This is a genomic window from Paracoccus sp. SY, from assembly GCF_002901215.1.
GTDB classification, from domain to species: domain Bacteria; phylum Pseudomonadota; class Alphaproteobacteria; order Rhodobacterales; family Rhodobacteraceae; genus Paracoccus; species Paracoccus acridae.
Genome location: NZ_NWMQ01000009.1, coordinates 1 through 25,003 on the forward strand (window position 1 = coordinate 1; position 25,003 = coordinate 25,003).

The window sequence follows — 25,003 nt, forward strand, 5'->3', positions numbered from 1 at the left end:
GGATTCGAACCCTCGAGACGGTTCCCCGCCTACACACTTTCCAGGCGTGCGCCTTCGACCACTCGGCCAACTGTCCTTGGGGGCGGTCTAACGGGTGTCCGCGACGGGCGCAAGTCAGAGCTTTGAAATACGTTGCTGAAGTTCCGCCAGCTGGCGCCGGATTTCCGCCATGTCCTCGGACCCTTCGCCTTCGACGGCGGCATGTCGCTTTGCAGGCTTGCGGACCGATGGAGTGTCGGACGAGGACGCATCCTCTATGCCGTCCGGTTCCGGGCCGGAGGCGCCGGTCCAGCCGCCCATCATTGCCTTGAGGAAAGCCTGCTGCTGACGATGAAGGGCGTCGAAGCCTGGGACGCGGGCCATGGGATGAGGCATGACGGCCATGTTCTCCATCAGCTTCGACTGGCTTTCGCGCAACATCTCGAAGCTGGCGGCCAGGAACTGCGGCACCACCGAATGCGCACTGGTGGCATAGCTGCGGACCAGGTCGGTCAGCACGTCGATGGGCAGGACATTCTCGCCCCTGCCCTCGTGCTCGGCGATGATCTGCAGCAGGTACTGCCGGGTCAGGTCGTCCCCGGACTTGAGGTCCACGATCTTGACCTCTCGTCCGGCGCGGATGAAGGTCGCAATATCCTCGAGCGTCACATAGTCGCTGGTTTCGGTGTTATACAACCGCCGACTGGCATAGCGTTTGATGAGAAGCGGCGCGGACGTTGCGGCCATGACGGACCTCGGGCAAGCGATTTACGCCATGATGGGTGCTGCAACCGCAAAAGGCAAAGCAATTTTCTGCACCTGCCAAAGACCTGGCAAGACCGCATGAAAAAAGGGGCGATGACGCCCCTTCCTTCCGATCACTGTCGGATGCGCTTATTTCGCGGCGACGGTCGAAGCAGCGGCAGCGGCTTTCTTCACGGCGACCTGGTTGTCGCGCACGACGGTTTCCGCAACAGTGCGGGCGTCGGCGGCGACGTCCTTGCCGGCGGTCAGCATCAGATCGACGGTGTCCATCTGGACCTTTTTCGCGACTTCCGCGAAGGCGGCCATGTGCTCGGCCGCGACTTCAGCCGAAGCCGAGGCGAAATCGGTCAGCGACTTGGCATAGTCCGAGGGTTCATGCTTGACGACGGCCAGTTCACCCACGCGGGCAATGGTGTCCTTGGCCCACTGGGCCGAAATCTCGGTCGAACGCTCGGCAGCGGCCAGGGCCACGCGAGCCAGCTTTTCACCCAGGACGCCCTGCGACTTGAACGCTTCCTGGAACGACGAGGTGTCGATCGGGAAATTCGCCATCATATCCTGGAAGTTCTTTGCAAAATCGGGGGTCTTCGCCATGTCATTCACTCCTGTCAACGCCGCGGAAGGACGTATTCGATGAGAGAGGTTTCCGCAGCCAAAGCCATTCTCGTGACCGGAATATGAATGCTGCGCCGCGGCATTTCAAGTATTTTATGCTGCGGCGCAGAAAAATTATGGCTCTCGGTTTCTCGAACCGAAAATTCATTACAAGGCATTGTTTCCTTTTGCCCTAAGCTGCCCTTTCGTGGACATAGCTTCCCGGCGCAGGGCCAAGTCCGGTTCCCGGATCGCGCGCCGGGACCATTCGCCCTGCCCTTTCAGCCAGCCAATCGCCCCAGCGCGACCACCAGGTTCCCGGCGCAAAGCTGGCTGATTCCTTCCAGGATTGGTGCCCTCCGCTGAAATCGGTGCTTCCCATGTAATGGCCGTATTTCTTCTTGGTCGGCGGATTGACGATCCCGGCAATATGGCCCGATTCCGAAAGAATGAACGTCTTGTCGTCCGAACCCATTCCGGCGACCCCCCGCCAGCAATCCTTCCAAGGTGCGATATGATCGGTCTCGCAGGCGATGGCGCAAAGGGGAACCTTGACGTCGGACAAATGCAGCTTGTGGCCCATCAGGTCGAAGCCCTCGCCGGCAAAGGCGTTCTGCTGGCACAGGCCGCGCAGATATTGCATGGCCATCTTGCCCGGCAGGTTGGTGCTGTCGCCATTCCAGAACAGCAGGTCGAAGGCCGGCGGCGTCTCGCCCATCATGTAGCTGCGGATGGCCGGCCCCCAGACCAGATCGTTGGGGCGCAGGAAGCTCATGGTGCGCGACATCAGCCTGGCGCGCAGCAGGCCGTGGCGGCTGACCTCCTCGGCGATGCCATTGACGAAATCGTCCTGCAGGAAGCTCACGAACTCACCCTGATCCGAAAAGTCGGTCAGGGTGGTGAAGAAGGTCGCCGAATTGACCCGGTCATCGCCCCGCTGCTTCAACAGCGCCAGCGTCAGGGCAAGTGTCGTGCCCGCGATGCAATAACCCACGACATTCAGGCGGGGCTGCGCGGTCAGGTCGCGGACCCTGTCCATCGCCTCCAGATAGGCGGCGACATAATCCTCCATCCCGATATCGGCGTAGCTGGCATCGGGGTTTTTCCAGCTGACGACGAACAGCGTCTGGCCCTGTTCAACCAGCCATTTGATCAGGCTGTTCTGCGGCTTGAGATCAAGAATATAGAACTTGTTGATCCAGGGCGGAAAGATCAGCAGCGGTGTTTCAAAGACCTGGTCAGTGGCGGGCTTGTACTGGATCAATTCGAAAAGCGGCGTCCGGTGAACAACCACGCCTTCCGACGTGCCGATATTCTCGCCCACCGAAAAGGCTTCGCGGTCCGCCAGCGACACGACGATATCGCCGCCATGGTGTTCGATGTCGCGGACCAGGTTTTCCAGGCCCCGGACCAGGCTTTCGCCTTCGGTTTCGACGGCGCGTTCCAGGGCGTCGGGATTGGTCGCCAGGAAGTTGGTGGGGGCCATCATGTCGACGATCTGATCGGTCAGCCAGGTGATCCGGCGCCGTGCAGTATCGTCGGGCATCTGCAGGTTCTGCGCGGCATCCTTCAACGCCTTTGCATTGATCAGATACTGCCGCTTGACGAAGTTGAAGTAAGGATGGCTTTGCCACAGCGGATTCGAGAACCGCTTGTCCTGTGCCGTCTCGTCATCCTCGGCCGGGGCCTGTCCGCGCGCCAGGGCCATGTGCGCATCGGCATAGTTCTTCAGCGTCTCGCCCCAGTAATTCACCTGGGTTTCCAGAACGCGACCGGGCTGTTCGGACATCGTCTTGACCCAAGCATTCGCGGCGGTCAGGAACAGTTCGGGTCCGGGCGCCTCGATGCCCGGATTGGGAAGAGACCGCGTCGCCAGCGCCACCCGCAGCCGCTGGCCCAAGGCCTCGATCCGTTCGATGTTTTCCGCCAGCTTCCTGGCCGTGGCCTTGGACGATCCCCGCGCCAAGGCGTCGGCCATGGCTTGCGGGCCGCGGCCCGGCTCGGGCGCGGTGTCAGAGGAAACCGGGGCCGCCTGGTCAATATGCATCTGCGGCGACGCCACCTGGGGATCAGCGGCAGCGGGCGCCGATTCCGTCTTGGCGCGGCGACGACGCGGGGCGGCTGCCTTTTCAGTGCCCGGCTTTTCAGCGTCGGCATCGGCGGCCTGTTTGATTATGTCCGCCTTGCCACGCTTCCCGGCAACTTCCTTGCCGCCAGATCCTGTGCTTCTTGCCATGATGCTGGTTCCCCCCTATTACCCGAACAATGATATGCGCAGGGCCGACATTGCGCAAATGCGGGTTTTGGACCCATTTGCCCAGTGATGCGTTTCTTCCTGACGCAGCAATGAAAGGCTGGCCCCTGTGGCAATCAAAGGTATAAAGGGCATCGTATCCTATGATGCGATGGAAACCATTCGGAATACCAACGAATGGATGGGCGCTTCTGCGCGGGCCATCGCGTCCTATCCGATCTTCGCGCTGAATCCCCACCCCATCTTCAAGCTGATGAGCGCGTGGGGACGGGTCACCGAACGCAGCTTCGCCCGGATGGTCATCAAGCCCGACTGGGAAATTCCCCCGATCGCGGGCGACCAGGGCCAGGACCATATCGTCTATGTGGAACCGGTGATGAAGCGCCCCTTCGGCGACCTGATCCATTTCCGCGTCGCACGCCGCGAAACCCAGCCCCGCAAGGTGCTGCTGATCGCGCCGATGTCGGGCCATTACGCCACGCTGATGCGCTCCACCGTCACCTCGCTTCTGCCCGACTGCGAGGTTTACGTCACCGACTGGCACAACGCCCGCGACATCCCGGTCAGCGAAGGCAAGTTCGACATCGAGGATTACACCCAGTACCTCGTCGATTTCATCCGCCATCTCGGGCCGGACACGAATGTCATCGCCGTCTGCCAGCCTGCCCCGCTGGCCCTGGCCGCCACCGCCATCCTGGCCGAGGATGATCCCGCATCGCAGCCGCGCAGCCTGATCCTGATCGGTGGGCCGGTCGATCCCGATGCCGCCGCGACCGAGGTGACGGATTTCGGCAACCGGATGACCATGGGCGAACTGGAACATCTGGTGATCCAATCCGTGGGCTTCAAATATCGCGGCGCAGGCCGGATGGTCTATCCGGGGCTGGCGCAGCTGGCGTCCTTCATCGCCATGAATGCCGAAACCCATGCACGCGCCTTCATGGACAAGATCTGGGGCGAAGCGCGCGGCACCGCGTCCGAAGGCGACAAGCACTACAAGTTCTATGACGAATACCTTGCCGTCATGGACATGACGGCGGAATTCTATCTTTCGACGGTGGACCGGATCTTCAAGAAGCTGGAAATCGCCCGGAACGAATTCGTCGTGAACGGCCGCCGCGTCGATATCGGCAAGATCAGCGATGTCGCCATCATGACGGTCGAGGGGGCGAATGACGACATCTCGGCCCCGGGGCAATGCGTGGCGGCACTGGATCTGTGCACGGGCGTTCCCGCGGACAAGAAGAAGCAGCATCTGGAACCCGGCGCGGGCCATTACGGCATCTTCGCGGGCAAGTCCTGGCGGCTGAACATCCGCCCGCTTGTCCTGGACTTCATCGACGAAAACATGAACGTCCCGGATTCGATCAAGCCTCGCCGACGTCGCACCCGTGGCGGGGTGGCGGCGGATTGCGGCGTCACCGATCCCATCGGCGACAGCAGCAAGATCGCCGTCTGATCCGCCGCACCTGAACAGGCCTTGCCCGTGGTCAGGGACAAGCCTGGATCCAGTTCGAAATCCTTGGCAGAAGATCGCGGGTCAGGTCTGGCGACAAAGCCTCGCCTGCGATCACATGCGCATCGGGGTCGTCGTTCGGTCCCGGTTCGACCTTGATGACGGTGGCCCCGCCGCCCCATTCCGCCGCCACCCGTTCGCTGGCCCGGTGGTCGATGATGCGGTCACCCTCGGTCCAGACGAACAGCGCGGGGGACTGTGCATTCCGGTAATCGCCCTGCCGCCCCTGCCGGATCACCGCCCCAACCGCCAGCGTGGCCGAAACCGGATAACAGCTTGTCCATCGCCTGCGGTGCATGTCGTTGCGCGTTGCAAAGCACCGCTGGGGATCGCCCAGCAGCCGCAGGACCGGCCGCATCAAGGGCAAATCCAGCATCCATGCATTGCCGGCCTTCAGCGCGAAGTTGGGCGAGATCAGGACCACCGCGTCGATCATCCGGCCCAGTTGCGGGTGGCGGGCCGCCTGCGCCGCAAGCGTGGCACCCGTGGACATGCCCAGCACGACCACCCGCCGCCCCATGCCGCGCGCCAGGGCCAGGCCTTCCGCCAGATCACGCCACCAGTCCTCCGCCCGGGCCGCAGCCAGTTCGGCACCGCCCTGCCCATGTCCCGTCAGGCGGATCCCCAGCAGGTTTGCGCCCAGGCGCCGCGCCAGATCCTCGGGCAAGGGACGCAGTTCAGCCGGACTGGCCGAAAAGCCGTGGACATAAAGGATTGCCAGGTCGGCCGCCTGACCGGGCTTGTCCGCCCATTGTAGATAGGACACGACCTCGGGGCGGATGCCCGCCTCTCGTTCTTCCAGCCAGGCTTGTGGATCAAGTGGCGGATCGACCGGCAGCGAATCCATGCGCAGCCGGTCGCGCGGCCCCAGGACCCACATCAGGCCGAACACCGCAACCAGCCCAAGCGCAAGCCTAGGCCAGAACATCGCCAATCGACTGCCCGATCAGCGCCAGACATTCCGGGGACGAGAAACGGTGATCGGCGCCCTTCACCAGCGTCAGCCGGATATCGTCGCCCGCCGCGTGATCCAGCAGGCGAACGGCCCATTCGGCCGGCACATCCGCATCCGCCGTCCCTTGCAGCATCCGCACCGGGAAAGGCAGGTGCAGGGGTTGGGTCATGACCAGGTGGCGGCGCCCGTCCTCGATCAGGTGGCGGGTGATAACATAGGGCTTGTCGCTGTATTCGCTGGGCAACTCGATCCGCCCGGTCCTTGTCAGGGTCTGTCTTTGCGCATCGCTGAACCCGGCCCAGAAGCCCTGTTCCGTGAAATCCGGTGCTGCCGCGATGGTGACAAGGCCCGCCACCCGCTGCGGCAAGGCGCGCGCGACCAGCAGGGCGATCCATCCCCCCATCGACGATCCGACCAAGACCTGCGGCCCGTCGGTCAGCGCCTCGATGACATGGCGCGCGTCCTCGAACCAGTCGCCGATGCAACCTTCCTCGAAGCTGCCGCTGCTGTCGCCGTGGCCGGAATAATCGAAGCGCAGGAAGGCGCGGTTCTGCTGCCGCGCCCAGTCGTGCAGCCAGACGGCCTTGGTTCCTGTCATGTCCGACTTGAACCCGCCCTGGAAGACCACGCCCGGGCCGCGCCCGTTGCTGCGCTGAAAGGCGATGCGCCGACCGGCGGGGGTGTCCAGATATTCGCTCATTCACGGCTCTCCTGCGATGGTGGCGCTTATCTTGACAGTTTTCCCGCCCCGGTCCAATGGAGGGCGCAGATAACCCGCAACCGGGCGTTCCGTGGGCGCCAAACCGACGAGGAGGACCTATGTCCCAGATTTCCCTCACCTTCCCCGATGGCAATTCGCGCGACTATCCCGCAGGCATCACCGCCGCGCAGGTCGCGGAAAGCATCGCGCCCAGCCTTGCCAAACGCGCGATCTCGGCCAGCCTGGACGGGCGGCATATCGACCTGCAATGGCCGATCACCGGCAGCGGCGCGATCAGCATCAACACGATGAAGGACGACGCCGCCGCGCTGGAACTGATCCGCCACGACTTCGCCCATGTCATGGCCCGCGCCGTGCAGGAAATCTGGCCCGACGTGAAGGTCACCATCGGCCCGGTGCGCGACTATGGCTGGTTCTACGACTTCGACCGTGCGGACCCCTTCACCCCCGAGGATCTGGGCCGGATCGAGGCGAAGATGAAAGAGATCATCGCCGCCCGCGATCCCGTCCGCACCGAGGTCTGGGACCGCGACCGCGCCGTCGCCTATTACAAGGACCGGGGCGAGCCGTTCAAAGTCGAACTGATCGACCGCATCCCCGAAGGCGAGGACCTGCGGATGTACTGGCATGGCGACTGGCAGGATCTGTGCCGCGGCCCGCACCTGCAGAACACCGGCCAGCTTCCCGCCGACGCCTTCAAGCTGACCCATATCGCGGGCGCATATTGGCTGGGCGACAGCACCCGGCCGATGCTGCAGCGCATCTATGGTGTGGCTTTCCGCAACCGCGACGACCTCAAGGCCCACATGACCATGCTGGAGGAGGCCGCCAAGCGCGACCACCGCAAGCTGGGCCGCGAGATGGACCTGTTCCACATGCAGGAGGAAGCGCCGGGCCAGGTCTTCTGGCACCCGAACGGCTGGAGCATCTATACCACGCTGCAGGACTATATGCGCCGCAAGCAGCGCGCTGACGGCTATGTCGAGGTGAACACCCCCCAGGTCGTCAGCCGCAAGCTGTGGGAAGAATCCGGCCACTGGGACAATTACCAGGAAAACATGTTCATCGTCGAAGTGGACGAGGAACATGCCAAGACCAAGACGGTCAACGCGCTGAAGCCGATGAACTGCCCGTGCCATGTGCAGGTCTTCAACCACGGCCTGAAATCCTATCGCGACCTGCCGCTGCGGATGGCGGAATTCGGATCCTGCAACCGCTACGAACCCTCGGGCGCGCTGCATGGGATCATGCGGGTGCGCGGATTTACCCAGGATGACGCGCATATCTTCTGCACCGAGGAGCAGATCGAGGCGGAGACGAAGAAGTTCATCGAATTTCTGGCGGGCGTCTATGCCGACCTGGGCTTTACCGACTGGCGCATCAAGCTGTCCACCCGCCCCGAAAAGCGCATCGGCAGCGACGAAAGCTGGGACCGGGTCGAGGCCGCGCTTGGCAATGCCTGCCAGGCGGCGGGATACGATTACGAACTGTTCCCCGGCGAAGGCGCCTTCTATGGTCCCAAGCTGGAATTCGTGCTGCGCGACGCCATCGGTCGCGACTGGCAATGCGGCACGCTGCAGGTGGACCCCAACCTGCCCGAACGGCTGGACGCGGAATATGTCGGACCCGACGGCGCCAAGCACCGCCCGATCATGCTGCACCGCGCGGTCCTGGGCAGCTTCGAACGCTTCATCGGCATCCTGATCGAGAACAGCGCGGGCAAGCTGCCCTTCTGGCTGGCGCCGCGCCAGGTGGTCGTGGCCTCGATCGTCTCGGATGCCGATGCCTATGTGGCCGAGGTGGTGGAGACCTTGCGCGCCGCAGGTATTCGCGCCGAGGCGGATACCCGGAACGAGAAGATCAACTACAAGGTGCGCGAACATTCGGTCGGAAAGGTCCCGGCGATTCTTGCCATCGGCATGAAAGAGGTAGAGGATAGGACCGTCTCGCTTCGGCGCCTGGACCAGCAAGGGTCGCGTTCGTTACCGTTAACCGAAGCCATCGACGCACTGAAAGACGAGGCCACGCCCCCCGATCTGCGCTGAATCGCGGCTTTTCAGGGGTTTGTCGCGTGCAGATTTTATCTGCGCGCGTTTCCTTCTTGCGTTTTTTAACGATTCGTCCATCCTCTCACCTGCGTGAGCGAAGCCTTTCTACCGCCTCCCGTTCAGGGCAGCCGGAAGTTCGAAAGCAGGCTGCACGGCCTGGCGCAATCCTGCGTCGGGATGACTTGAAGGAGAGAACGGTTATGGCGACCGGAACGGTTAAATGGTTCAACGCCACCAAAGGCTATGGCTTCATCGCCCCCGATGACGGCGGCAAGGACATCTTCGTCCACATCTCGGCCGTCGAACGTGCAGGGCTGACGGGCCTGAAGGACAACCAGAAGATCGCATACGAGCTGCAGTCGGGCCGCGACGGCCGCGCATCGGCCAGCGATCTGAAGCTGCTCTGAACCAGCTTTGTCAAGGTTGCGAAACGGCCCGTTCGCGGGCCGTTTTCATTTTGCCGAACACGGCGGAAAGGACGGGCCATGATACCCTTGGACATCTTCGCGGACCCGGTCTGCCCCTGGTGCCTGATCGGCAAGCTGGAACTGGACCGCGCGCTTGAAAGCCGGCCGCTTCATCCGTTCCAGATCACCTGGCATCCCTTCCGCCTGAACCCGCAGATGCCGAAGGGAGGCATGGACCGGATCGAATACCTGCGCGCGAAACTTGGCTCGCGCGCCGAGGACGCGTCCCGTGCCGTGGCCGAACGGGCGGCAGGCCTTGGCCTTGACCTGAACCCCTCGCCCCGCGAACCGGATACGACCGATGCCCACCGGCTGATGCATTGGGCGGGCCTGGAAGGCGCACAGACCCGTGTGATGTCGGGGCTGCTGCGCGCCCATTGGCAGGAAGCCCGCGACATCGGCGATGCCTCCGAACTGGCGCGCATCGCCGCAGCGGCGGGCATGGACGCCGATCTGGTGACGCGCCTTCTGGCAAGCGACGCCGACCGGGCCGAGGTTGCGGCCCGCGAAGGGCACGCCCGCGAACGCGGCATCTCCTCGGTGCCGACCTTCATCGTCGCCAACCAGCACGCGATCAGCGGCGCGCAGCCGGCAACCCTGTGGCAGCAGGTCATCGACGAACTGGCGGAAAGCACCCTGAAATAACTTGCACAGTGTGCAATATTCCAGTATAGGCTGCGCCTGACCGAAAGGCCTCCCATGTCCATGACCGCCTCTGACGCGACCGCGCCGCAGCGTCGCCTGCCCTTGCCGGAATTCGTCGCGATGCTGGCGTTCCTGTTCGCCACCGTCGCCTTTTCCATCGACGCGATGCTGCCCGCGCTGCCCGACATCGCGACAGAACTGACGCCGGACAATGTGAATCGGGCCCAGTTGATCCTGACTGCCTTCATGGCGGGCATGGGACTGGGCACCCTTTTCGCCGGCCCCATTTCGGATGCGGTTGGACGCAAGCCTGCGATCTACATGGGCTCTGCCATCTATGTCGTGGCAACGGTGGCCGCGATCTTTGCCACTTCGATCGAATTTTTGCTGGCCGCTCGGTTTGTCCAGGGACTCGGCGCCGCAAGCCCGCGCATCGTCGGCATGGCGTTGATCCGCGACCTGTATTCGGGCCGGGAGATGGCGCGGATTTCCAGCTTCGTCATGATGGTCTTCATCCTGATTCCCGCACTCGCCCCGTCCATCGGCGCAGGCATCATCTGGTTTTCCGGCTGGCACGGCGTCTTCGTGGCTTTCATCCTGTTCGCCCTGGTGGGAACCATCTGGCTGGGCCTGCGCCAGGCCGAAACGCTGCCCCCTTCGGCCCGCCGTCCCCTGCGCATCGCCCCCCTCAGCGCCGCCGCGCGCGAGGTGCTGTCGGACGGACAGGTCATGCTTTGCACGCTGGTGCTGACCCTGGGCTTCGGACAGATGTTCGGGCTTCTGTCCTCGGCCCAGCAACTGTTCGGAGAGGCCTATGGCAAGGGCGACAACTTCCCGGCCTGGTTTGCGCTGATGGCCTTGCTGTCGGGGATCGGCACGCTGCTGAACGCCACCTTCGTGATGCGCTTCGGAATGCGGCGCATCGCCAAATGGGCCTATGTCATGCAGACCGTCGTGTCGGCCGTGATGCTGGCGCTGACCTTGACGGATGCGCTGCCCCCCAGCCTGCGCTTTCCGGCCTTCTTCTTCTGGGCGGTCAGCGTGTTCTTCATGGCAGGCGTGACCTTCGGCAACCTGAACGCCCTGGCCCTGCAACGCATGGGTCATATCGCGGGCATGGCGGCCTCCATCATCGCCGCCCTTTCGACCATCGCGGCAACCCTAATCGCCGCGCCGGTCGGGCTGCTTTACAACGGCACCGCGATCCCGGCGATGACCGCGACGCTGGTCTGCTCAGCCCTCGCCTGGGTTCTGATGAAGCGCCTGCGGGATTGACAGATCGGCCGGGCGCGACTGCGACGTGACCAAGCGCGCATTGGCCAAGTCGTTTTCCAGATGTGCCGCGATCTGATCCGCGTCCTTGTCAAAGCCCTGCCATCGCGCGGTCAGCCGCCGTTCTAGTTCCGGCACCGGCACGTCAAGCCAGACCCTCAGGTCGTATCGCAGCCCGTTCCAGGGCGCGCGGTCCAACAGCAGATAGTTCCCCTCGACCACCACGAGGCGGTGACGGGGGGAAACGACCCCTGCGCCTGCCACGGCAATCTCTCGGCTGCGGTCGAAGACGGGAAAGATGACCTCGCTGTTCGGCACGGCCAATCGCTGGACCAGAGAAGCAAAACCTTCCGTATCAAACGTCTCGACCGCACCCTTGCACGCCAGCAGCCCCCGCGCGGACAATACCCGGTCGTCCAGGTGGAACCCGTCCATCGGCACCAGCACGGCATCCTCCAACCTGCCGACCAAAGCTTCGGCCAGCGTGGATTTGCCCGACCCCGGCGCGCCTGCGACCGCAACCAGCACCCGCGCGCCATCCAGTGCGCGGATCCGGGCCAGCAATCCCTGTCCCTCTTCTGTGTCGAAATATCCTGGGGGAAGTCCGAAGGACTGGGGGCGAAGCCCCCCTTCCCCGCCCGTCATGCCGCGACCCCTTCGGGCACGCGGGCCCCGGTCATATAGGCCACAGCATCGGACATCGTGTGTTCCTTCGGGTTGATCACGCACAGCCGACGTCCCAACCGGTGAATGTGGATGCGGTCCGCGACCTCGAAGACATGGGGCATGTTGTGGCTGATCAGCACGATGGGGATGCCGCGCGACCGCACGTCCAGGATCAGATCCAGCACGCGGCGGCTTTCCTTGACGCCAAGCGCGGCGGTGGGTTCGTCCAGGATGATGACGCGGCTGCCGAAGGCCGCGGCACGGGCCACGGCCACCCCCTGCCGCTGGCCGCCCGACAGCGTCTCGACCGGCTGGCCGATGTTCTGGATCGTCATCAGGCCCAGTTCCGACAGCTTCTGGCGGGCGAAGGCGTCCATCGCCGGCTTGTCCAGCATCCCGAACCACTTGCCCATGATGCCGCCGCGCCTGATCTCTCGGCCCATGAACATGTTGTCGGAAATCGACAGGGCGGGCGACAGGGCAAGGGTCTGATAGACCGTCTCGATCCCCGCCCTGCGCGCCTCAAGCGGGCTGGCGAAGCTGACCGGCTGGCCGTCCAGGCGGATCTCGCCCTCGTCGGGCTGGACCGCGCCGGAAATCGCCTTGATCAGGCTGGATTTTCCCGCGCCGTTGTCGCCGATCACGGCCAGGATTTCCCCCGGATACAGATCGAAGTCAGCATGGTCCAGGGCGGTCACGCGGCCATAGCGCTTGACCAGATTGCGGGCATACAGAAGCGGCTGGGTCATGACGAGATTTTCCTGATCCATTGGTCGATGGCGACGGCGACGATGATCAGCCAGCCAGTCGCGAACAGCTGCCACAGCACATCGACGCCGGCCAGCCGCAGTCCCGAATTGAAGACGCCCACGATCAGCGCCCCGATCAGCGGCCCCAGGATCGACCCGCGCCCCCCGAACAGGGATATGCCGCCGATCACTACCGCCGTGATGGATTCCAGGTTCGCCTCGAAGAAGGATGTCGGGCTGACCGATCCCACGCGGCCGATCGACGACCAGGCGGCAAGCGCACAGATCGCGCCGGATACGATATAGACCGACATCAACACGCGCTTGGTCTGGATGCCCGCCAGGGCCGCGGCCTCGGGGTCGTCGCCCACGGCATAGACCCGGCGCCCCCAGGCGGTGTGGTTCAGCGCATACCACAGGACCGCGAAGACCAGGATCATCAGCACCACACCATAGGTCAGCACCGCGCCGCCAAGGCTGAAGCGTTCGCCGAAGAACTTCAGCATCGGCGCCTCGGCGTCCAGGGTCTGGCTGCGGATCGTCTCGCGGTTCGACAGGTAATAATTCAACGCAAGGAAGATATTCCAGGTGCCCAGCGTCGTGATGAAGGGCGGCAGCTTCAGCCGCGTCACAAGCGCGCCGTTCAACGCGCCTGTCGCGCCGCCCACGGCCAGGCCGATCAGGATCGCGATGGGCACCGGGATGCCGAAGTCCACGGACAGCTTGCCCATGATGACCGACACCATCACCATGACCGCCCCCACCGACAGGTCGATGCCCGCCGTCAGGATCACCAGCGACTGCGCCGCCGCCAGCGTGCCCACGACCGCCACCTGCTGCAGGATCAGCGACAGGTTGAAGGCCGAAAAGAAGTTGGGCGATACCAGCCCGAAGACCGCCACCGACAAAAGCAGCACGATGACCGGGACCATCGTGGGAAAGCGGTGCAGGAAGTGCTGCACCCGGTCAAGCGCGCCACGCGAATGATGCTCGAAGCTCGCCACCGTCTCGGACGGGTTTCGCGCGACCACGGGATCGGGAGTGTCAGACATCGGGCCCTCCGAAGTTCAGAAAAGGGCGGCCGCAAGTGCAGCCGCCCGATTTTCGCCGGTCAACCCCAGCACTGGGCCAAACCGTCCTCGACGCTGATCGAGGCCACGCCCTCGACCGGTTGGTCGGTCACCAGGTTCACGCCGGTGTCGGTGAAATCCAGGCCCTCGGTGGTCTGTGGCTTGGTGCCGTCCTTGGCGAAGGCGGCAATCGCCTCGATCCCCATGGAGGCCATCTTCAGGGGATACTGCTGAGAGGTCGCGCCGATCACGCCGGCCTTGACGTTCTCGACGCCGGGGCAGCCACCATCGACGGAGACGATGGTCACGTTTCCTTCCATCCCAAAGGATTTCAGTGCCTCATAGGCCCCGGCGGCAGCAGGTTCGTTGATCGTATAGACCAGGTTGATGCCCGGATCCTTCTGCATCAGCGCCTCCATCGCCTGGCGGCCGCCTTCCTCGTTGCCCGAGGTGACGTCATGGCCGACGATGCGCGGGTCTTCCTCGTCGCCGATGACGTTGTTGTCCTTCACGTCGATGCCGAAGCCTTCCAGGAACCCCTGGTCGCGCAGCACATCGACAGACGGCGCACTTGCCGACAGATCCAGCATCGCGATCTTGGCGTTCTCGGCCTCGGCCCCCATCTTGCCCGCGGCCCAGGCGCCGATCAGTCGGCCCGCTTCGCGGTTGTCGGTGGCGAAGGTCGCGTCGGCTGCGTCGATGGGATCCAGCGGCGTGTCCAGCGCGATGACCAAGATGCCTGCATCGCGCGCCTGCCCGACCGATTCCGTGATGGCCTTGGTGTCCGACGCGGTGATCAGGATGCCTTTCACGCCCGCGGCGATGCAGCTTTCCATGGCCTGCTGCTGGGTTTCGTGGTCGCCGTCGATCTTGCCGGCAAAGCTCATCAGCTCGATGCCCAATTCCTGCGCCTTGGCAGTCGCGCCTTCCTTCATCTTGACGAAGAACGGGTTGATGTCCGTCTTGGTGATAAGGCAGGCCTTGACCGGATCCTGCGCGGCGGCAAGGCCCGCGGAAAGCGCCAGGACCGAAGCGGCCAGCGAAAGGCGAAGCGAAGACTTGATGATCATACTGAATACTCCTCCGATTGGCGGCACCTCCTCCGCCTTGCCTTTTCAGAAAGCATGAAGCGTTTCCTCTTGTCAATAAGTCAATCATGTTGATTAATTCATTTCAGGAGGCGATATCCATGCTGAATGACCCCCGGAACTGGCTGGATCTCAGCCGCAATGAACGGTTGATCCTGTCGCTGATCCGCAGGCGCGGGCCCCTGCCCCGCGCCGCCCTGGCCCAGGCGACCGGGCTGTCGGCCCAGGCGATCACGAACCAGACAAGAAAGCTGATCCAGAACGGTTTCCTGGACGAGGGCGCGGTCGTGCGCGGCAAGGTGGGTCAGCCGTCGACGCCGCTTTCCCTGGCCCCCGATGGGGCGTTGTTCCTGGGCCTGAAACTAGGCCGCCGGCTGGTCGAACTGGCCCTGGTGGATTTTACCGGGGCCATAAAGATCCACCGGCAAGAGATATATGCCCATCCGACCCCCGACCGGATCATCGCCTTTGCCCGCCACGGCATCGCCACGATCCTGTCCTCGGTGCCGGATCCGGGGCGAATCGCCGGGCTTGGCGTGGCCACCCCTTTCCGCCTGTGGGACTGGGGCGCCGAGATGGCGGACTGGCACGGCTTCGACCTGGCAGGCCGACTGGCCGAAGACCTGCCGTTTCCGGTCTTCCTGGAAAACGACGGCAGCACCGCCTGCGCGGCCGAACTGATCTTCGGGCGGCTTTCGCTGCCGCCGGATTTCGTGCATCTTTATATTGCGCATTTCGCGGGCGGCGGCGTGGTCCTCGACGGCCGGCTGCGGGTCGGCCCCGCCCGCAATGCCGGGGCGCTTGGATCCATGCCGGTGCCGGGCGGGCGGCAACTGCTGGACGTGGCCTCGGTCTCGACCCTCGAAGCGCGCTTGGGCCATTCGCTGCCGCCGGACGATTCCGGCTGGGTGGTTCCCGCCGAGATCGAGGGACCCTGGATCGCGGAAGCCGCCAAGGCCCTTGCCTTTTCAGTCCTGGCCGCGACCGCGCTTCTGGATATCCCCGTGGCGGTGGTCGATGGCGCCGTGCCGGCGTCCACCCGCCGCCTGCTGGTCGATGCGACCCGGGCCGAGATTGCAACGCTTCCCGCAGCCGGCATCGACCGGCCACTGATCCTGGAAGGCAGCCTTGCCCGCAGCGCCCGCATCCTGGGGGCCGCTGCCCTGCCCTTGGCGCATTTCTTCGAACCGGACGGATCCTTGACTTGACAGGGCCGCGCCCATGCTTATAAGCGCCGCTTCCATTGGTGTTGGTGGACCCCGCAAGGGGAAACCTGTCGGGCCCCGGATCGCAAGTCCCTGGCCAAAGGACAACGCCCTTCGAAGCAATGAATGAAGGAGATCAGCGGTGACCAAACGCACCTCTGCCAAGTACAAGATCGACCGTCGCATGGGCGAAAACATCTGGGGCCGTGCCAAGTCCCCGGTCAACCGTCGCGAATACGGTCCCGGCCAGCACGGCCAGCGCCGCAAGAACAAGCTGTCGGACTTCGGCACCCAGCTGCGCGCCAAGCAGAAGCTCAAGGGCTATTACGGCGACCTGACCGAAAAGCAGTTCCGCCGCATCTATGCCGAAGCCGAGCGCGTCAAGGGCGACACCGGCGAGAACCTGATCGGCCTGCTGGAGCGCCGCCTGGACGCCGTCGTCTATCGCGCCAAGTTCGTGCCGACCATCTGGGCCGCTCGTCAGTTCGTGAACCACGGCCACATCACCGTGAATGGCCAGCGCGTCAACATCGCGTCCTATCGCGTCAAGGAAGGCGACGTGATCGCCATCCGCGAGCGTTCGCGCCAGTTGGCCATCGTGCTGGAAGCCGTCGCCCTGACCGAGCGTGACGTCCCGGACTATCTGGAAGTCGACCACAACAAGATGACCGCCACCTTCGTGCGCACCCCGGCCCTGGGCGACGTGCCCTATGCCGTCGTGATGGAGCCGAACCTGGTCGTCGAATACTACGCCAAGAACTGATCCATCCGGTTCTGCACAAAGACATGGCCGCATCCTTCGGGATGCGGCTTTTTCGTTTTCCGGCCGAAAAATCGTCTGCCAAGTCAGACTTGGTCAAGTTTATACAAATTGTACATTTCATTCGTCCGCATGTTTTCGCGCCCCCCTGATCGATTCGGCAAAGATGCCGGGTCTGCAATAGGAAGACGACATGCCCTATACAACACCGGTTCCCGGCAGCCTGATTGATCTGGAAGCCGCGACGCCAGTCCTGACACTCCCCCCCACCTTCGTGCTGAACAACCTGGGTTCCCCCACCCAATTCAACCAATACGATGTCGATGCCACCTCTGCGACCACGCTGGGCCAAGGAGATGCCCTGACCTTGGTCAACCAGAACGGCGGCACCGTCGATACCGGCACCTTCGCCGGGACGGCGGAACTGTCCACGGCCTCGGTTGGTGCAACGGTACCTGGCCTCCTGCCGGGCATTCCGCTGGGAAGCCTGTCCCTCCGGCTGAATCCGATCGAAGTCGGGGTTTACGTCGATGAGAATGACCAGGCCTTTCTGCTGTCGGACAATCCTCTGACCGAGGATCACCTGAGCGTCATCATCGACTTCAGCTTGGTCGGGATCAGTTTGCCGCCCTTGACGGTCCCCATCAGCGGCATTGCCGATGCCTTGGCGGATATTCCGCTTCTGGGAGGGATCGTGGGGCCGGTGACGGATGTTGCCACCGATCTGGCACAGCAAGTTCTGGATACTGCTGTCCTGTCCCTCGACTATGATCCCGCAGGCACGCTGCCCTTGGACGCCGATGATGTCGTTCCTTGCTTCACGCGCGGCACGGTCATCCTTGCCGCCAACGGCGCTGTGGCGGTCGAGGATCTGGAAGTTGGCACAATGGTGGTGACCCGCGACAACGGCCATCAGCCGATCCGCTGGATCGGCCGGGTCACCCTGTTGGCAGAACGGCTGCGCGCCCAGCCGAACCTGCGCCCGATCCGGATCGCGGTTGGCGCCCTTGGCCCGAACCTTCCGGCGCAACCGCTGGTGGTGTCACCACAGCACCGGATCCTGATCCGGTCGGCCATCGCGCAGCGCATGTTCGGCGCGCCCGAGGTTCTGGTCGCCGCAAAGCAGCTTTTGCCGCTGAAGGGGATCGACATCGCGGACGACCTAGAAACGGTCGAATATTTCCACATCCTGTTCGACCGGCACGAGATCGTCTTCGCCAACGGAACCGAGACCGAGTCGCTTTATACCGGACCACAGGCGCTTCGTTGCGTCGGCCGCGCCGCCAAGGCAGAGATCTTCGCCCTGTTCCCGGAACTGGAACACACGGCCAGCCTGCCGCCCTCGGCACGCGAGCTGGCAAGCGGCCGCATGGGGCGCAAGCTGGCAATGCGCCACTTGCAGCACGGCAAGCCCTTGGTGGCGATGCACTGACCGATGAGATCCGGCGGCCATGGTTGCCGGATTTCCCGCGCATGACACTTCCTCGGCGCGCCGCGATCGACTAGACGGGGCGCGCAAAGGATAGGAACATGACGCAGATCACCCCCAAACCCGGCATCATGGACATTGCGCTTTATGTCAGCGGCGAAAGCAGGCTGGCGGGGCGCGACACGGTGCTGAAGCTGTCCTCGAACGAAAACCCGCTGGGTTGCAGCGAAAAGGCGCGGGCGGCCTATGCCGCGGCAGCCACCGATCTGCATCGCTATCCGAACACCGACCACGCCCCCGTGCGCCGCGCCATCGGCGAGGTTCACGGGCTGGACCCCGACCGGATCATCTGCGGCGTGGGCTCGGACGAGGTCTTGCAGTTCGTGGTCCACGCCTTCGCGGGCGCAGGCGACGAGGTGATCACGACCCAGCATGGCTTTTCCATGTATCCGATTCTGGCGCGGATGGTCGGCGCGACCCCCGTTACCGTCCCCGAAGCCGATCGCCGCATCGACGTGGACGCGATCCTGGCCGCCGTGACGGAACGGACGCGCGTGGTCTTCATCGCCAATCCCGCCAACCCGACCGGCACGATGCTGACCCCGGAGGAGGTTCAGCGCCTTGTGGACGGGCTGCCGCAAACCGTGCTGCTGGTCCATGACAGCGCCTATACCGAATTCGCAGCCGGGGCCGATGGCGGCGCGGCACTGGTGGACCGGCATCAGAACGTGATCATGACCCGCACATTCTCCAAGATCCACGGGCTTGGCGGGCTGCGGATCGGCTGGGGCTATGCGAGCCGCCAGATCATCGACGTGCTAAACCGCATCCGGCAGCCCTTCAACCTGTCCAATGCCCAGATGGCCGCCGCCGAGGCCGCGATCCGCGACACCGCCTTTCGCGACCATTGCGCCGACCTGAATGCCCGGATGCGCGACCGGTTGCGCAATTCGCTGATCCAGATGGGGATCGGCTGCGACAAAAGCTTTGCGAATTTCGTGCTGGCCCGCTTTGCCGACGCGGCCGAGGCCGAGGCCGCCGATGCGGCCCTGCGCGAGGACGGCATCCTCGTGCGCCGCGTGTCCAGCTATGGCCTGCCAGCGGCCTTGCGCATCACGGTCGGCGACGAGGACGGCGTGACCCGCGTGATCGACAGCCTGGGCCGCTTCATGGCGGATCGGAGGGGCGCATGACCGTCATCTATGACCGTGTGGCCCTGATCGGGCTGGGCCTGATCGCCGGGTCCATGTCCCATGCGATCCGCGAAAAGGGACTTGCACGCGAGGTGGTGGGCTTTGCCCGCAGCGCGGGGACGAGAGAGGTCGCCCGGGACATCGGCCTGTGCGACCGCATCACCGACAGCGCGCCTGATGCCGTGGCCGACGCCGATCTGGTGGTGCTGGCGGTGCCCGTGGGTGCGATGGGGCCGGTCGCGGCCGAGATCGCGCCGCATCTGAAGCCCGGCGCGACCGTGACGGACGTGGGTTCCGTCAAGCAGTCGGTGATCGACGCGGTGGCGCCCCATATTCCGGCGGGTGTGCATTTCGTGCCCGGCCATCCCTTGGCGGGAACCGAACATTCCGGGCCGCGCGCGGGCTTTGCCAGCCTGTTCCAGAACCGCTGGTGGCTGCTGACCCCCCTGCCCGACACCGATCCCGCCGCCGCCGCCCGCCTGTCGGATCTGGTCCGCGCTATGGGTGCCAAGACCGACACCATGGAACCGGCGCATCACGACCTGGTTCTTGCCGTGACCAGCCATGCGCCGCACCTGATCGCCTATACGATGGTGGGCGTCGCCGACCACCTCCGCCGCGTCACGGACGAGGAAGTGATCCAGTATTCCGCCGCCGGTTTCCGCGACTTCACCCGGATCGCCGCCAGCGATCCGACCATGTGGCGCGACGTGTTCCTTCACAACAAGGAGGCCACGCTGGACATCCTTGGCCGCTTCACCGAGGAACTGTTCGTCCTGCAGCGCGCGATCCGCATGGGCGACGGCCAGCAGTTGTTCGACTATTTCACCCGCACCCGCGCCATCCGCCGCGGCATCATCGAGGCGGGCCAGGATACGGCGGCGCCCGACTTCGGTCGCGTCAGCCCTGCACGCTAGGGTCCGGCCAGACCGGCGCAGGGCCGATCTGGATCCCGCCCAGATACATCTGCCCGTCCCGCATCTCGACCGGGATGCGCAATTCTCCCTCCGGCGCTGCCGGCATCGGGGGCTGACCGGGAATGGGCGGGCCAGAGAAATCCGCCTGGCCGATGCGGTTCAGCATCGCCCTGACCAGCAGTCCGACCTGCGGGGGCAGTACCCCCTGCTCGGCCGCGCTTTCCAGCATGGCACCGGCATCGCTGGCATAGATCGCCAGCCGCCCCTCGACCCGGCCATCGGCCCCCTTGAGGATCAGCCCCACCACCCGCAGCCGAAAGCGGCGGGCATCGATGTCCAACCCTTCGGTCAACACGCGCTGCACCACCGGTTGCGCATCCGCATTGGACAGCCCGATCGGCCGGTCCAGCCAAAGGCGCAATCCGCCCGATAGCGCCGCAAGCTGTGGGAAGTGCAGATCGGGCAGGTCGGGATGGATGTCATAGGCCACGCCTTCTGCCCGGTCATCGGAAACGGCCTGCAGGGTGATCCCGCCTTGTCCCGACAAGGGCGTGCCATCCAGTCCGACGCCCGCGAACCGGGTTTCAAGATGCCGAAGGCGACCGCCGATCGGTGACAAGCGAATGCGGGCCGTCGCGTCGGACAATTCCAGCCGCTGTTGCCCATCCGTCGTGTCCAGCAAGGCCGTAGGGGGCAGGATCGCACGGGCGGTCAGGGGCGCCCAAGGGGTTACCCAAGCGTCCAGGCGCGGCAGCGTCACAGCACCCGCCTGCACCGGCACCGTCAGGTCCTGCAGCGCCAGTCCCAGCCGCAACGGGCCGGGCTGCCCGTCCACGGTGTCCGCCTGCACATGCCTGCGGGCTTGCGAGACCAGCAGAGGCTCGGCCACCAGCCACGCCCCGGCCAGCAGCAGCACGATCATCATCGGCAGTCTTGCCCGTCCCATCAGCCCGCCATTTCGCCTGCGGCGCCCTTTCATCCTGATACACGCTATCCTAACCTGCGGTGAATGGACGGGTTCGAACGGATGCGAAAGATTGATTGGGTCTTCGGTTACGGATCGCTGATCTGGGATCCGGGCTTTGCCCCGGCCGAGGCGGTGCGGGCCTGGACGTCCGGCTATACCCGCAGCTTCTGCCTGCGGTCGATCCAGCATCGCGGCACCAGGACACGGCCCGGCCTGGTGCTTGGCCTGGACGAACAACCGGATGCCGAATGCGGCGGCCTGGCCCTGCGCATCGCCGATCACGACCATGACGAGGTGTTGGCCTATCTTCGCGCGCGCGAACTGGTGACCGATGCCTATCAGGAAGCGATCCTGCCCCTGCGTCTGGAAGACGGCCGCCGGGTCGAGGGTCTGGCCTATGTCATGCGCCGCGACCACGTCCAGTATGCGGGCGGACTGTCCCTGGCCGAACAGGCGCGGATCATCGCCCAGGCGCATGGCGGGCGGGGTCCGAACGCCGAATACCTGTTCAATACCGCAGCCCATCTGACGCAGATCGGGCTTGGCGATGCGACCCTGGATCACCTGACGGGCGAAGTGCGCAAGCTGCTGGAAAGGGACGGAAACCGCAGCACCTGACGTTCGGATCGCTTGGCAAGCGAAAGGCCGCATCCTACACTCGGCCGAACAGTCTCGGCCATGGGAAGGCGACCAGTTGAGCGAACCATCCAGCAGCCATGGGCGCGACGCGTCCGGCCTTGGGCAACGGATCGGCCCGGCGCATCGTCGGATCACCGCCACGCGTTCCCACCATGCCGGGCCTTCCAATCCGCACTTCTCGCAGCCCATCCGCCAGATCGTGATGATGGTCACGGTTCTGGCCCTGGTGCTGGCTGGCGGCTGGGTCGCCTATGGCCGGATCCTTCCGATCTTCCAGGCGAACCTTTGGCTGAACGGGGTGATCCTGGGCGTCTTCGCGATCGGCGTGCTGGCCTGTTTCTGGCAGGTCGGCCAGTTGATCCGTTCGGTCAGTTGGATCGAACGCTTTGCCGAACGCCGGCACCGCGCCGTCGAAAAGGGGATCGCCGCGCGGGGCGAGGCCGATGCCAGCGACCAGCCGCCGCGCCTTCTGGCACCGCTGGCCGCCCTGCTGGGCACGCGCGGCCCGGCGGGGGGCGTGATCTCGACCGGGGCCGCCACCTCGATCCTGGATTCCGTCGCGACGCGCATCGACGAACTTCGCGACATCACCCGATACCTGTCCAACCTGCTGATCTTCCTTGGCCTTCTTGGAACCTTCTACGGCCTTGCGACGACCATCCCGGCCGTCGTGGAAACCATCCGGTCCCTGGCCCCGCAGGAAGGCGAAAGCGGCATCCAGGTCTTCGACAAGCTGATGAGCGGGCTGGAAGCGCAGCTTGGCGGCATGGCCACGGCCTTTTCGTCCTCGCTGCTGGGACTTGCCGGATCGTTGGTGGTGGGCTTGCTGGAGCTGTTCGCCACCCATGGACAGAACCGTTTCTACCGCGAGCTTGAGGAATGGATGTCGGGCTTTACCCGCGTCGGCATGGCCGGGGCGGAAGGCGACGCGGTCGATCAGGCTGCCTTGGCCGGGTTCCTGGAACACATGGCGGGCCAGATGGACCGCCTGCAACAGTTCCAGGCCGAACGGGACCTGCAGCGCGACGAAGCCGCCGCAATGGCCGACGAACGCGTGGTGGTGATGGCCCAGGCGGTCGAGGCCTTGATCCAGCGCGGCGAAACGGAACGCGAGTCGTCCTTGTCCCGCACCGCATCGTTGACCGAGGCGCTGTCGCGCCTTGCCGAAGGACAGGACCGGCTGGTCGATCTGGCGCGTGCGCAGGCCGAACGCCCTGTGTCGCCGCCCTTCGACATGTCGGGGATCGAAGCTGCCCTGAACCGTCTTTCCGTCGATTTGACCGAAGGGCGCGATGAAATGGTGGCCGAACTGCGCTCCGATATCCTGGTCCTGACCCGCGCGGTCCGGGCCGCGCGTTTCAACGATCCGTTCCGCGACGACCTGCTGCGCGATCCCCTGGTCTCTCGCGAGAGGAGTTGAGGCATGGCATTGCGCCGCGCCGCCACGGGGCACCGCTTCACCAGCAACATCTGGCCGGGTTTCGTGGACGCCCTGGCCACCCTGCTGATGGTGCTGGTCTTCGTGCTGACCATCTTCACGGTCATGCAATCGGTGCTGCGCGATCAGATCACCGACAAGGACGACACCATAACCGAACAGGGCGAGACCATCACGAAACAGGGCGCGGTGATTTCCAGCCAGGAACAGCGGCTGGAAGAACTGGGCCGGCAAGTCGCGGCATTGGGTCAGGCCCTGACCGCGTCCGAGGACCGGGAAACCACCCTGCAAGACCGCCTGGACGATGCCGAAGCCGAAGCCCGCGACAGGGCGGCCCGGATCACCCGGCTGTCCACGCAACTGGAAACCAGTCAAGGCGAACTGGCGCAGGCCCGGTCCCGCCTGACGGATTTCGAGGCCGAGGTGGCGGCCCTGATGGCCGCGCGCGTGGCCGACCGCGAACAGGCCGAGGCGCGTCAGCAGCAGATGCAGACGCAACTGACGGAACAGCAGAACCGCGCCAGCGCCGCGGAACTGGCCGTGGCGGCGGCACGGCAGGAAATCGACGCCCAGGCCGAGCAGGCCCGGCTGGCCGCCGCGAGGAGAGAGGCGCTGGAGGCGCTGACCGCCGACCTGCGCCGGCAAAACCAGGAGGCGACGACGCGGGCCGAGGCCTTGCAGGCCGAACTGACTGAAGCCGAGGCCATGAGGCTGACGGATGCCGAGGCGGCGCGCGCCTTGCGCGAACGTCTGGAACGCGCCGACGCCGAACTGACTGCGATGACCTTGTCGCTGGAAGAAAGCCGCAAACGGGCCGAGGAAACCCTGACCCTGCTGGCCGCTGCCGAGGCGGCGCGCGATCAGGCGACCGCCCAGGCGCAGCAGAACCTGACCGAGGCACAGCGTCAGGCCGCCCTGCTTGCAACGGCACAGAAGGCGCTGAGCGACCAGACCGCCCTGTCCGAGGATGGGCAGCGCCGGGCCGCCCTGCTGAACGAGCAGGTGGCATCGCTGACGGCGCAACTTGGTTCCCTGCAGGCGCTTCTGGATGCTGCGGGCGACCAACAGCGACAAGCGGAACTGCGGGTGGAAGACCTGGGGCGGCAACTGAACGCCGCGCTGCTGGTGGCCGCCGAGGAAAAGGACCGCCGCCTGACGCTTGAGGAACAGGCTCGCCAAAAGGCCGAGGAGGAAGCGCGCGATCTGGCCCGATACCGGTCCGAATTCTTCGGGCGCCTGTCCGAGATCCTGTCGGGGCGCGAAGGCGTGCAGGTCGTGGGCGACCGTTTCGTCTTCCAGTCCGAAGTCCTGTTCGCACCGGGCGAGGCCACGCTGTCACCGGCGGGCCAGGACCAGGTCGCCCGCGTGGCGCGGATGCTGTCCGAGATTGCGGATGAAATCCCCCCCGAGATCGACTGGATCATCCGCGTGGACGGCCATACCGACAGCACCCCGCTGTCAGGAGCAGGCCGGTATCGGGATAACTGGGAACTCAGCCAGGCGCGGGCACTGGCCGTGGTGCGCTACATGATCGACCGGCTGGGCTTTCCGTCGAACAGGCTTGCGCCGGCAGGCTTTGCCGATACCCGCCCCATTTCTTCCGGGAACACGCCCGAGGCCCTGGCGTCCAACCGCCGGATCGAACTGAAGCTGACCGAACGCTGAA

At 64.8% G+C, this 25,003-nt stretch carries 23 protein-coding genes; 13 read left to right on the forward strand and 10 right to left on the reverse strand.

Annotation, left to right across the window (positions count from 1 at the left end; translation table 11 throughout):
* Positions 1-114: 114 nt before the first annotated feature.
* The 3 genes from phaR to phaC form a co-directional block, all read right to left on the reverse strand.
* Positions 115-726: a polyhydroxyalkanoate synthesis repressor PhaR gene (phaR, locus tag CK944_RS09245; RefSeq protein WP_103172780.1), complete on the reverse strand. Its 612-nt coding sequence runs from the start codon at positions 724-726 to the stop codon at positions 115-117.
* Positions 727-873: 147 nt separating this feature from the next.
* Positions 874-1,338 (reverse strand): Phasin, encoded by a 465-nt coding sequence (locus CK944_RS09250; RefSeq protein WP_103172781.1) that lies wholly within the window; start codon positions 1,336-1,338, stop codon positions 874-876.
* Between the two features lie 193 nt (positions 1,339-1,531).
* A complete protein-coding gene (gene phaC, locus CK944_RS09255; RefSeq protein WP_103172908.1) occupies positions 1,532-3,316 on the reverse strand; it encodes a class I poly(R)-hydroxyalkanoic acid synthase in 1,785 nt (594 codons plus the stop codon).
* A gap of 427 nt (positions 3,317-3,743) precedes the next feature.
* Here phaC and phaZ point away from each other — a divergent pair, with 427 nt between their 5' ends.
* Positions 3,744-5,051, forward strand: coding sequence for a polyhydroxyalkanoate depolymerase (gene phaZ, locus CK944_RS09260; RefSeq protein ID WP_370463835.1), 1,308 nt, complete (start codon positions 3,744-3,746; stop codon positions 5,049-5,051).
* A gap of 31 nt (positions 5,052-5,082) precedes the next feature.
* Here the strand turns inward: phaZ and CK944_RS09265 are convergent, their stop codons facing one another.
* On the reverse strand, positions 5,083-6,036 hold the full coding sequence (locus tag CK944_RS09265; RefSeq protein ID WP_103172782.1) for a carboxylesterase: 954 nt from the start codon (positions 6,034-6,036) through the stop codon (positions 5,083-5,085).
* Positions 6,023-6,763 (reverse strand): carboxylesterase, encoded by a 741-nt coding sequence (locus CK944_RS09270; protein ID WP_103172783.1) that lies wholly within the window; start codon positions 6,761-6,763, stop codon positions 6,023-6,025. The genes CK944_RS09265 and CK944_RS09270 overlap by 14 nt, the downstream gene beginning before the upstream one ends.
* 119 nt (positions 6,764-6,882) lie before the next feature.
* Between CK944_RS09270 and thrS the strand changes: the two genes are divergently transcribed.
* The 4 genes from thrS to CK944_RS09290 all read left to right on the forward strand — a co-directional run bounded on the left by thrS (position 6,883) and on the right by CK944_RS09290 (position 11,219).
* Positions 6,883-8,829, forward strand: coding sequence for a threonine--tRNA ligase (thrS, locus tag CK944_RS09275; RefSeq protein WP_103172784.1), 1,947 nt, complete (start codon positions 6,883-6,885; stop codon positions 8,827-8,829).
* Positions 8,830-9,032: 203 nt separating this feature from the next.
* Positions 9,033-9,239, forward strand: a complete 207-nt coding sequence (locus CK944_RS09280; protein WP_089388183.1) for a cold-shock protein — start codon at positions 9,033-9,035, stop codon at positions 9,237-9,239.
* A gap of 78 nt (positions 9,240-9,317) precedes the next feature.
* Positions 9,318-9,944, forward strand: coding sequence for a DsbA family oxidoreductase (locus tag CK944_RS09285; RefSeq protein ID WP_103172785.1), 627 nt, complete (start codon positions 9,318-9,320; stop codon positions 9,942-9,944).
* Between the two features lie 60 nt (positions 9,945-10,004).
* Positions 10,005-11,219 (forward strand): multidrug effflux MFS transporter, encoded by a 1,215-nt coding sequence (locus CK944_RS09290; RefSeq protein WP_239986029.1) that lies wholly within the window; start codon positions 10,005-10,007, stop codon positions 11,217-11,219.
* Here the strand turns inward: CK944_RS09290 and CK944_RS09295 are convergent.
* Genes CK944_RS09295 through CK944_RS09310 form a run of 4 tightly spaced genes read right to left on the reverse strand, consistent with a single transcriptional unit; the run spans position 11,178 to position 14,771 of the window.
* Positions 11,178-11,861, reverse strand: a complete 684-nt coding sequence (locus tag CK944_RS09295; RefSeq protein WP_239986020.1) for a nucleoside/nucleotide kinase family protein — start codon at positions 11,859-11,861, stop codon at positions 11,178-11,180. The two genes, CK944_RS09290 and CK944_RS09295, sit on opposite strands and share 42 nt — an antisense overlap.
* Positions 11,858-12,631: an ATP-binding cassette domain-containing protein gene (locus tag CK944_RS09300; protein ID WP_229665047.1), complete on the reverse strand. Its 774-nt coding sequence runs from the start codon at positions 12,629-12,631 to the stop codon at positions 11,858-11,860. The genes CK944_RS09295 and CK944_RS09300 overlap by 4 nt, the downstream gene beginning before the upstream one ends.
* Positions 12,628-13,683, reverse strand: a complete 1,056-nt coding sequence (locus tag CK944_RS09305) for an ABC transporter permease (RefSeq protein ID WP_103172787.1) — start codon at positions 13,681-13,683, stop codon at positions 12,628-12,630. The genes CK944_RS09300 and CK944_RS09305 overlap by 4 nt, the downstream gene beginning before the upstream one ends.
* Positions 13,684-13,742: 59 nt before the next feature.
* Positions 13,743-14,771: a sugar ABC transporter substrate-binding protein gene (locus CK944_RS09310; RefSeq protein WP_103172788.1), complete on the reverse strand. Its 1,029-nt coding sequence runs from the start codon at positions 14,769-14,771 to the stop codon at positions 13,743-13,745.
* Between the two features lie 119 nt (positions 14,772-14,890).
* Between CK944_RS09310 and CK944_RS09315 the strand changes: the two genes are divergently transcribed.
* The 5 genes from CK944_RS09315 to CK944_RS09335 all read left to right on the forward strand — a co-directional run bounded on the left by CK944_RS09315 (position 14,891) and on the right by CK944_RS09335 (position 20,293).
* The gene (locus tag CK944_RS09315) at positions 14,891-15,997 is read left to right on the forward strand and encodes an ROK family transcriptional regulator (protein ID WP_103172789.1); all 1,107 of its coding nucleotides are present in this window, start codon (positions 14,891-14,893) and stop codon (positions 15,995-15,997) included.
* 139 nt (positions 15,998-16,136) lie between these two features.
* Positions 16,137-16,757: a 30S ribosomal protein S4 gene (rpsD, locus tag CK944_RS09320; RefSeq protein ID WP_103172790.1), complete on the forward strand. Its 621-nt coding sequence runs from the start codon at positions 16,137-16,139 to the stop codon at positions 16,755-16,757.
* 190 nt (positions 16,758-16,947) lie between these two features.
* Positions 16,948-18,186: a Hint domain-containing protein gene (locus CK944_RS09325; RefSeq protein WP_103172791.1), complete on the forward strand. Its 1,239-nt coding sequence runs from the start codon at positions 16,948-16,950 to the stop codon at positions 18,184-18,186.
* Positions 18,187-18,284: 98 nt separating this feature from the next.
* Positions 18,285-19,376: a histidinol-phosphate transaminase gene (gene hisC / locus CK944_RS09330; RefSeq protein WP_103172792.1), complete on the forward strand. Its 1,092-nt coding sequence runs from the start codon at positions 18,285-18,287 to the stop codon at positions 19,374-19,376.
* Complete coding sequence (locus CK944_RS09335) at positions 19,373-20,293, forward strand: prephenate/arogenate dehydrogenase family protein (RefSeq protein ID WP_103172793.1); 921 nt, start codon at positions 19,373-19,375, stop codon at positions 20,291-20,293. The genes hisC and CK944_RS09335 overlap by 4 nt, the downstream gene beginning before the upstream one ends.
* On the opposite strand, the gene CK944_RS09340 is transcribed toward CK944_RS09335, so the two are convergent.
* On the reverse strand, positions 20,277-21,239 hold the full coding sequence (locus CK944_RS09340; protein ID WP_158247982.1) for a DUF2125 domain-containing protein: 963 nt from the start codon (positions 21,237-21,239) through the stop codon (positions 20,277-20,279). The genes CK944_RS09335 and CK944_RS09340 overlap by 17 nt on opposite strands.
* Before the next feature lie 81 nt (positions 21,240-21,320).
* Between CK944_RS09340 and CK944_RS09345 the strand changes: the two genes are divergently transcribed.
* The 3 genes from CK944_RS09345 to CK944_RS09355 all read left to right on the forward strand — a co-directional run bounded on the left by CK944_RS09345 (position 21,321) and on the right by CK944_RS09355 (position 25,002).
* Positions 21,321-21,878 carry a gamma-glutamylcyclotransferase gene (locus CK944_RS09345; RefSeq protein ID WP_103172795.1) on the forward strand — a complete coding sequence of 186 codons (558 nt, stop codon included), beginning with the start codon at positions 21,321-21,323 and terminating at the stop codon, positions 21,876-21,878.
* 76 nt (positions 21,879-21,954) lie between these two features.
* On the forward strand, positions 21,955-23,319 hold the full coding sequence (locus CK944_RS09350; protein ID WP_192877746.1) for a hypothetical protein: 1,365 nt from the start codon (positions 21,955-21,957) through the stop codon (positions 23,317-23,319).
* Between the two features lie 3 nt (positions 23,320-23,322).
* The gene (locus CK944_RS09355) at positions 23,323-25,002 is read left to right on the forward strand and encodes a peptidoglycan -binding protein (RefSeq protein ID WP_103172796.1); all 1,680 of its coding nucleotides are present in this window, start codon (positions 23,323-23,325) and stop codon (positions 25,000-25,002) included.
* Position 25,003: the final 1 nt, after the last annotated feature.

What these genes read in the sequence shown, in the direction of transcription:
- phaR (WP_103172780.1), bottom strand. Translation starts at nt 726, where the DNA reads ATGGCCGCAACGTCCGCGCCGCTTCTCATCAAACGCTATGCCAGTCGG.
- CK944_RS09250 (WP_103172781.1), bottom strand. Translation starts at nt 1,338, where the DNA reads ATGGCGAAGACCCCCGATTTTGCAAAGAACTTCCAGGATATGATGGCG.
- phaC (WP_103172908.1), bottom strand. Translation starts at nt 3,316, where the DNA reads ATGGCCGACGCCTTGGCGCGGGGATCGTCCAAGGCCACGGCCAGGAAG.
- phaZ (WP_370463835.1), top strand. Translation starts at nt 3,744, where the DNA reads ATGGAAACCATTCGGAATACCAACGAATGGATGGGCGCTTCTGCGCGG.
- CK944_RS09265 (WP_103172782.1), bottom strand. Translation starts at nt 6,036, where the DNA reads ATGTTCTGGCCTAGGCTTGCGCTTGGGCTGGTTGCGGTGTTCGGCCTG.
- CK944_RS09270 (WP_103172783.1), bottom strand. Translation starts at nt 6,763, where the DNA reads ATGAGCGAATATCTGGACACCCCCGCCGGTCGGCGCATCGCCTTTCAG.
- thrS (WP_103172784.1), top strand. Translation starts at nt 6,883, where the DNA reads ATGTCCCAGATTTCCCTCACCTTCCCCGATGGCAATTCGCGCGACTAT.
- CK944_RS09280 (WP_089388183.1), top strand. Translation starts at nt 9,033, where the DNA reads ATGGCGACCGGAACGGTTAAATGGTTCAACGCCACCAAAGGCTATGGC.
- CK944_RS09285 (WP_103172785.1), top strand. Translation starts at nt 9,318, where the DNA reads ATGATACCCTTGGACATCTTCGCGGACCCGGTCTGCCCCTGGTGCCTG.
- CK944_RS09290 (WP_239986029.1), top strand. Translation starts at nt 10,005, where the DNA reads ATGACCGCCTCTGACGCGACCGCGCCGCAGCGTCGCCTGCCCTTGCCG.
- CK944_RS09295 (WP_239986020.1), bottom strand. Translation starts at nt 11,861, where the DNA reads ATGACGGGCGGGGAAGGGGGGCTTCGCCCCCAGTCCTTCGGACTTCCC.
- CK944_RS09300 (WP_229665047.1), bottom strand. Translation starts at nt 12,631, where the DNA reads ATGACCCAGCCGCTTCTGTATGCCCGCAATCTGGTCAAGCGCTATGGC.
- CK944_RS09305 (WP_103172787.1), bottom strand. Translation starts at nt 13,683, where the DNA reads ATGTCTGACACTCCCGATCCCGTGGTCGCGCGAAACCCGTCCGAGACG.
- CK944_RS09310 (WP_103172788.1), bottom strand. Translation starts at nt 14,771, where the DNA reads ATGATCATCAAGTCTTCGCTTCGCCTTTCGCTGGCCGCTTCGGTCCTG.
- CK944_RS09315 (WP_103172789.1), top strand. Translation starts at nt 14,891, where the DNA reads ATGCTGAATGACCCCCGGAACTGGCTGGATCTCAGCCGCAATGAACGG.
- CK944_RS09325 (WP_103172791.1), top strand. Translation starts at nt 16,948, where the DNA reads ATGCCCTATACAACACCGGTTCCCGGCAGCCTGATTGATCTGGAAGCC.
- hisC (WP_103172792.1), top strand. Translation starts at nt 18,285, where the DNA reads ATGACGCAGATCACCCCCAAACCCGGCATCATGGACATTGCGCTTTAT.
- CK944_RS09335 (WP_103172793.1), top strand. Translation starts at nt 19,373, where the DNA reads ATGACCGTCATCTATGACCGTGTGGCCCTGATCGGGCTGGGCCTGATC.
- CK944_RS09340 (WP_158247982.1), bottom strand. Translation starts at nt 21,239, where the DNA reads ATGGGACGGGCAAGACTGCCGATGATGATCGTGCTGCTGCTGGCCGGG.
- CK944_RS09345 (WP_103172795.1), top strand. Translation starts at nt 21,321, where the DNA reads ATGCGAAAGATTGATTGGGTCTTCGGTTACGGATCGCTGATCTGGGAT.
- CK944_RS09355 (WP_103172796.1), top strand. Translation starts at nt 23,323, where the DNA reads ATGGCATTGCGCCGCGCCGCCACGGGGCACCGCTTCACCAGCAACATC.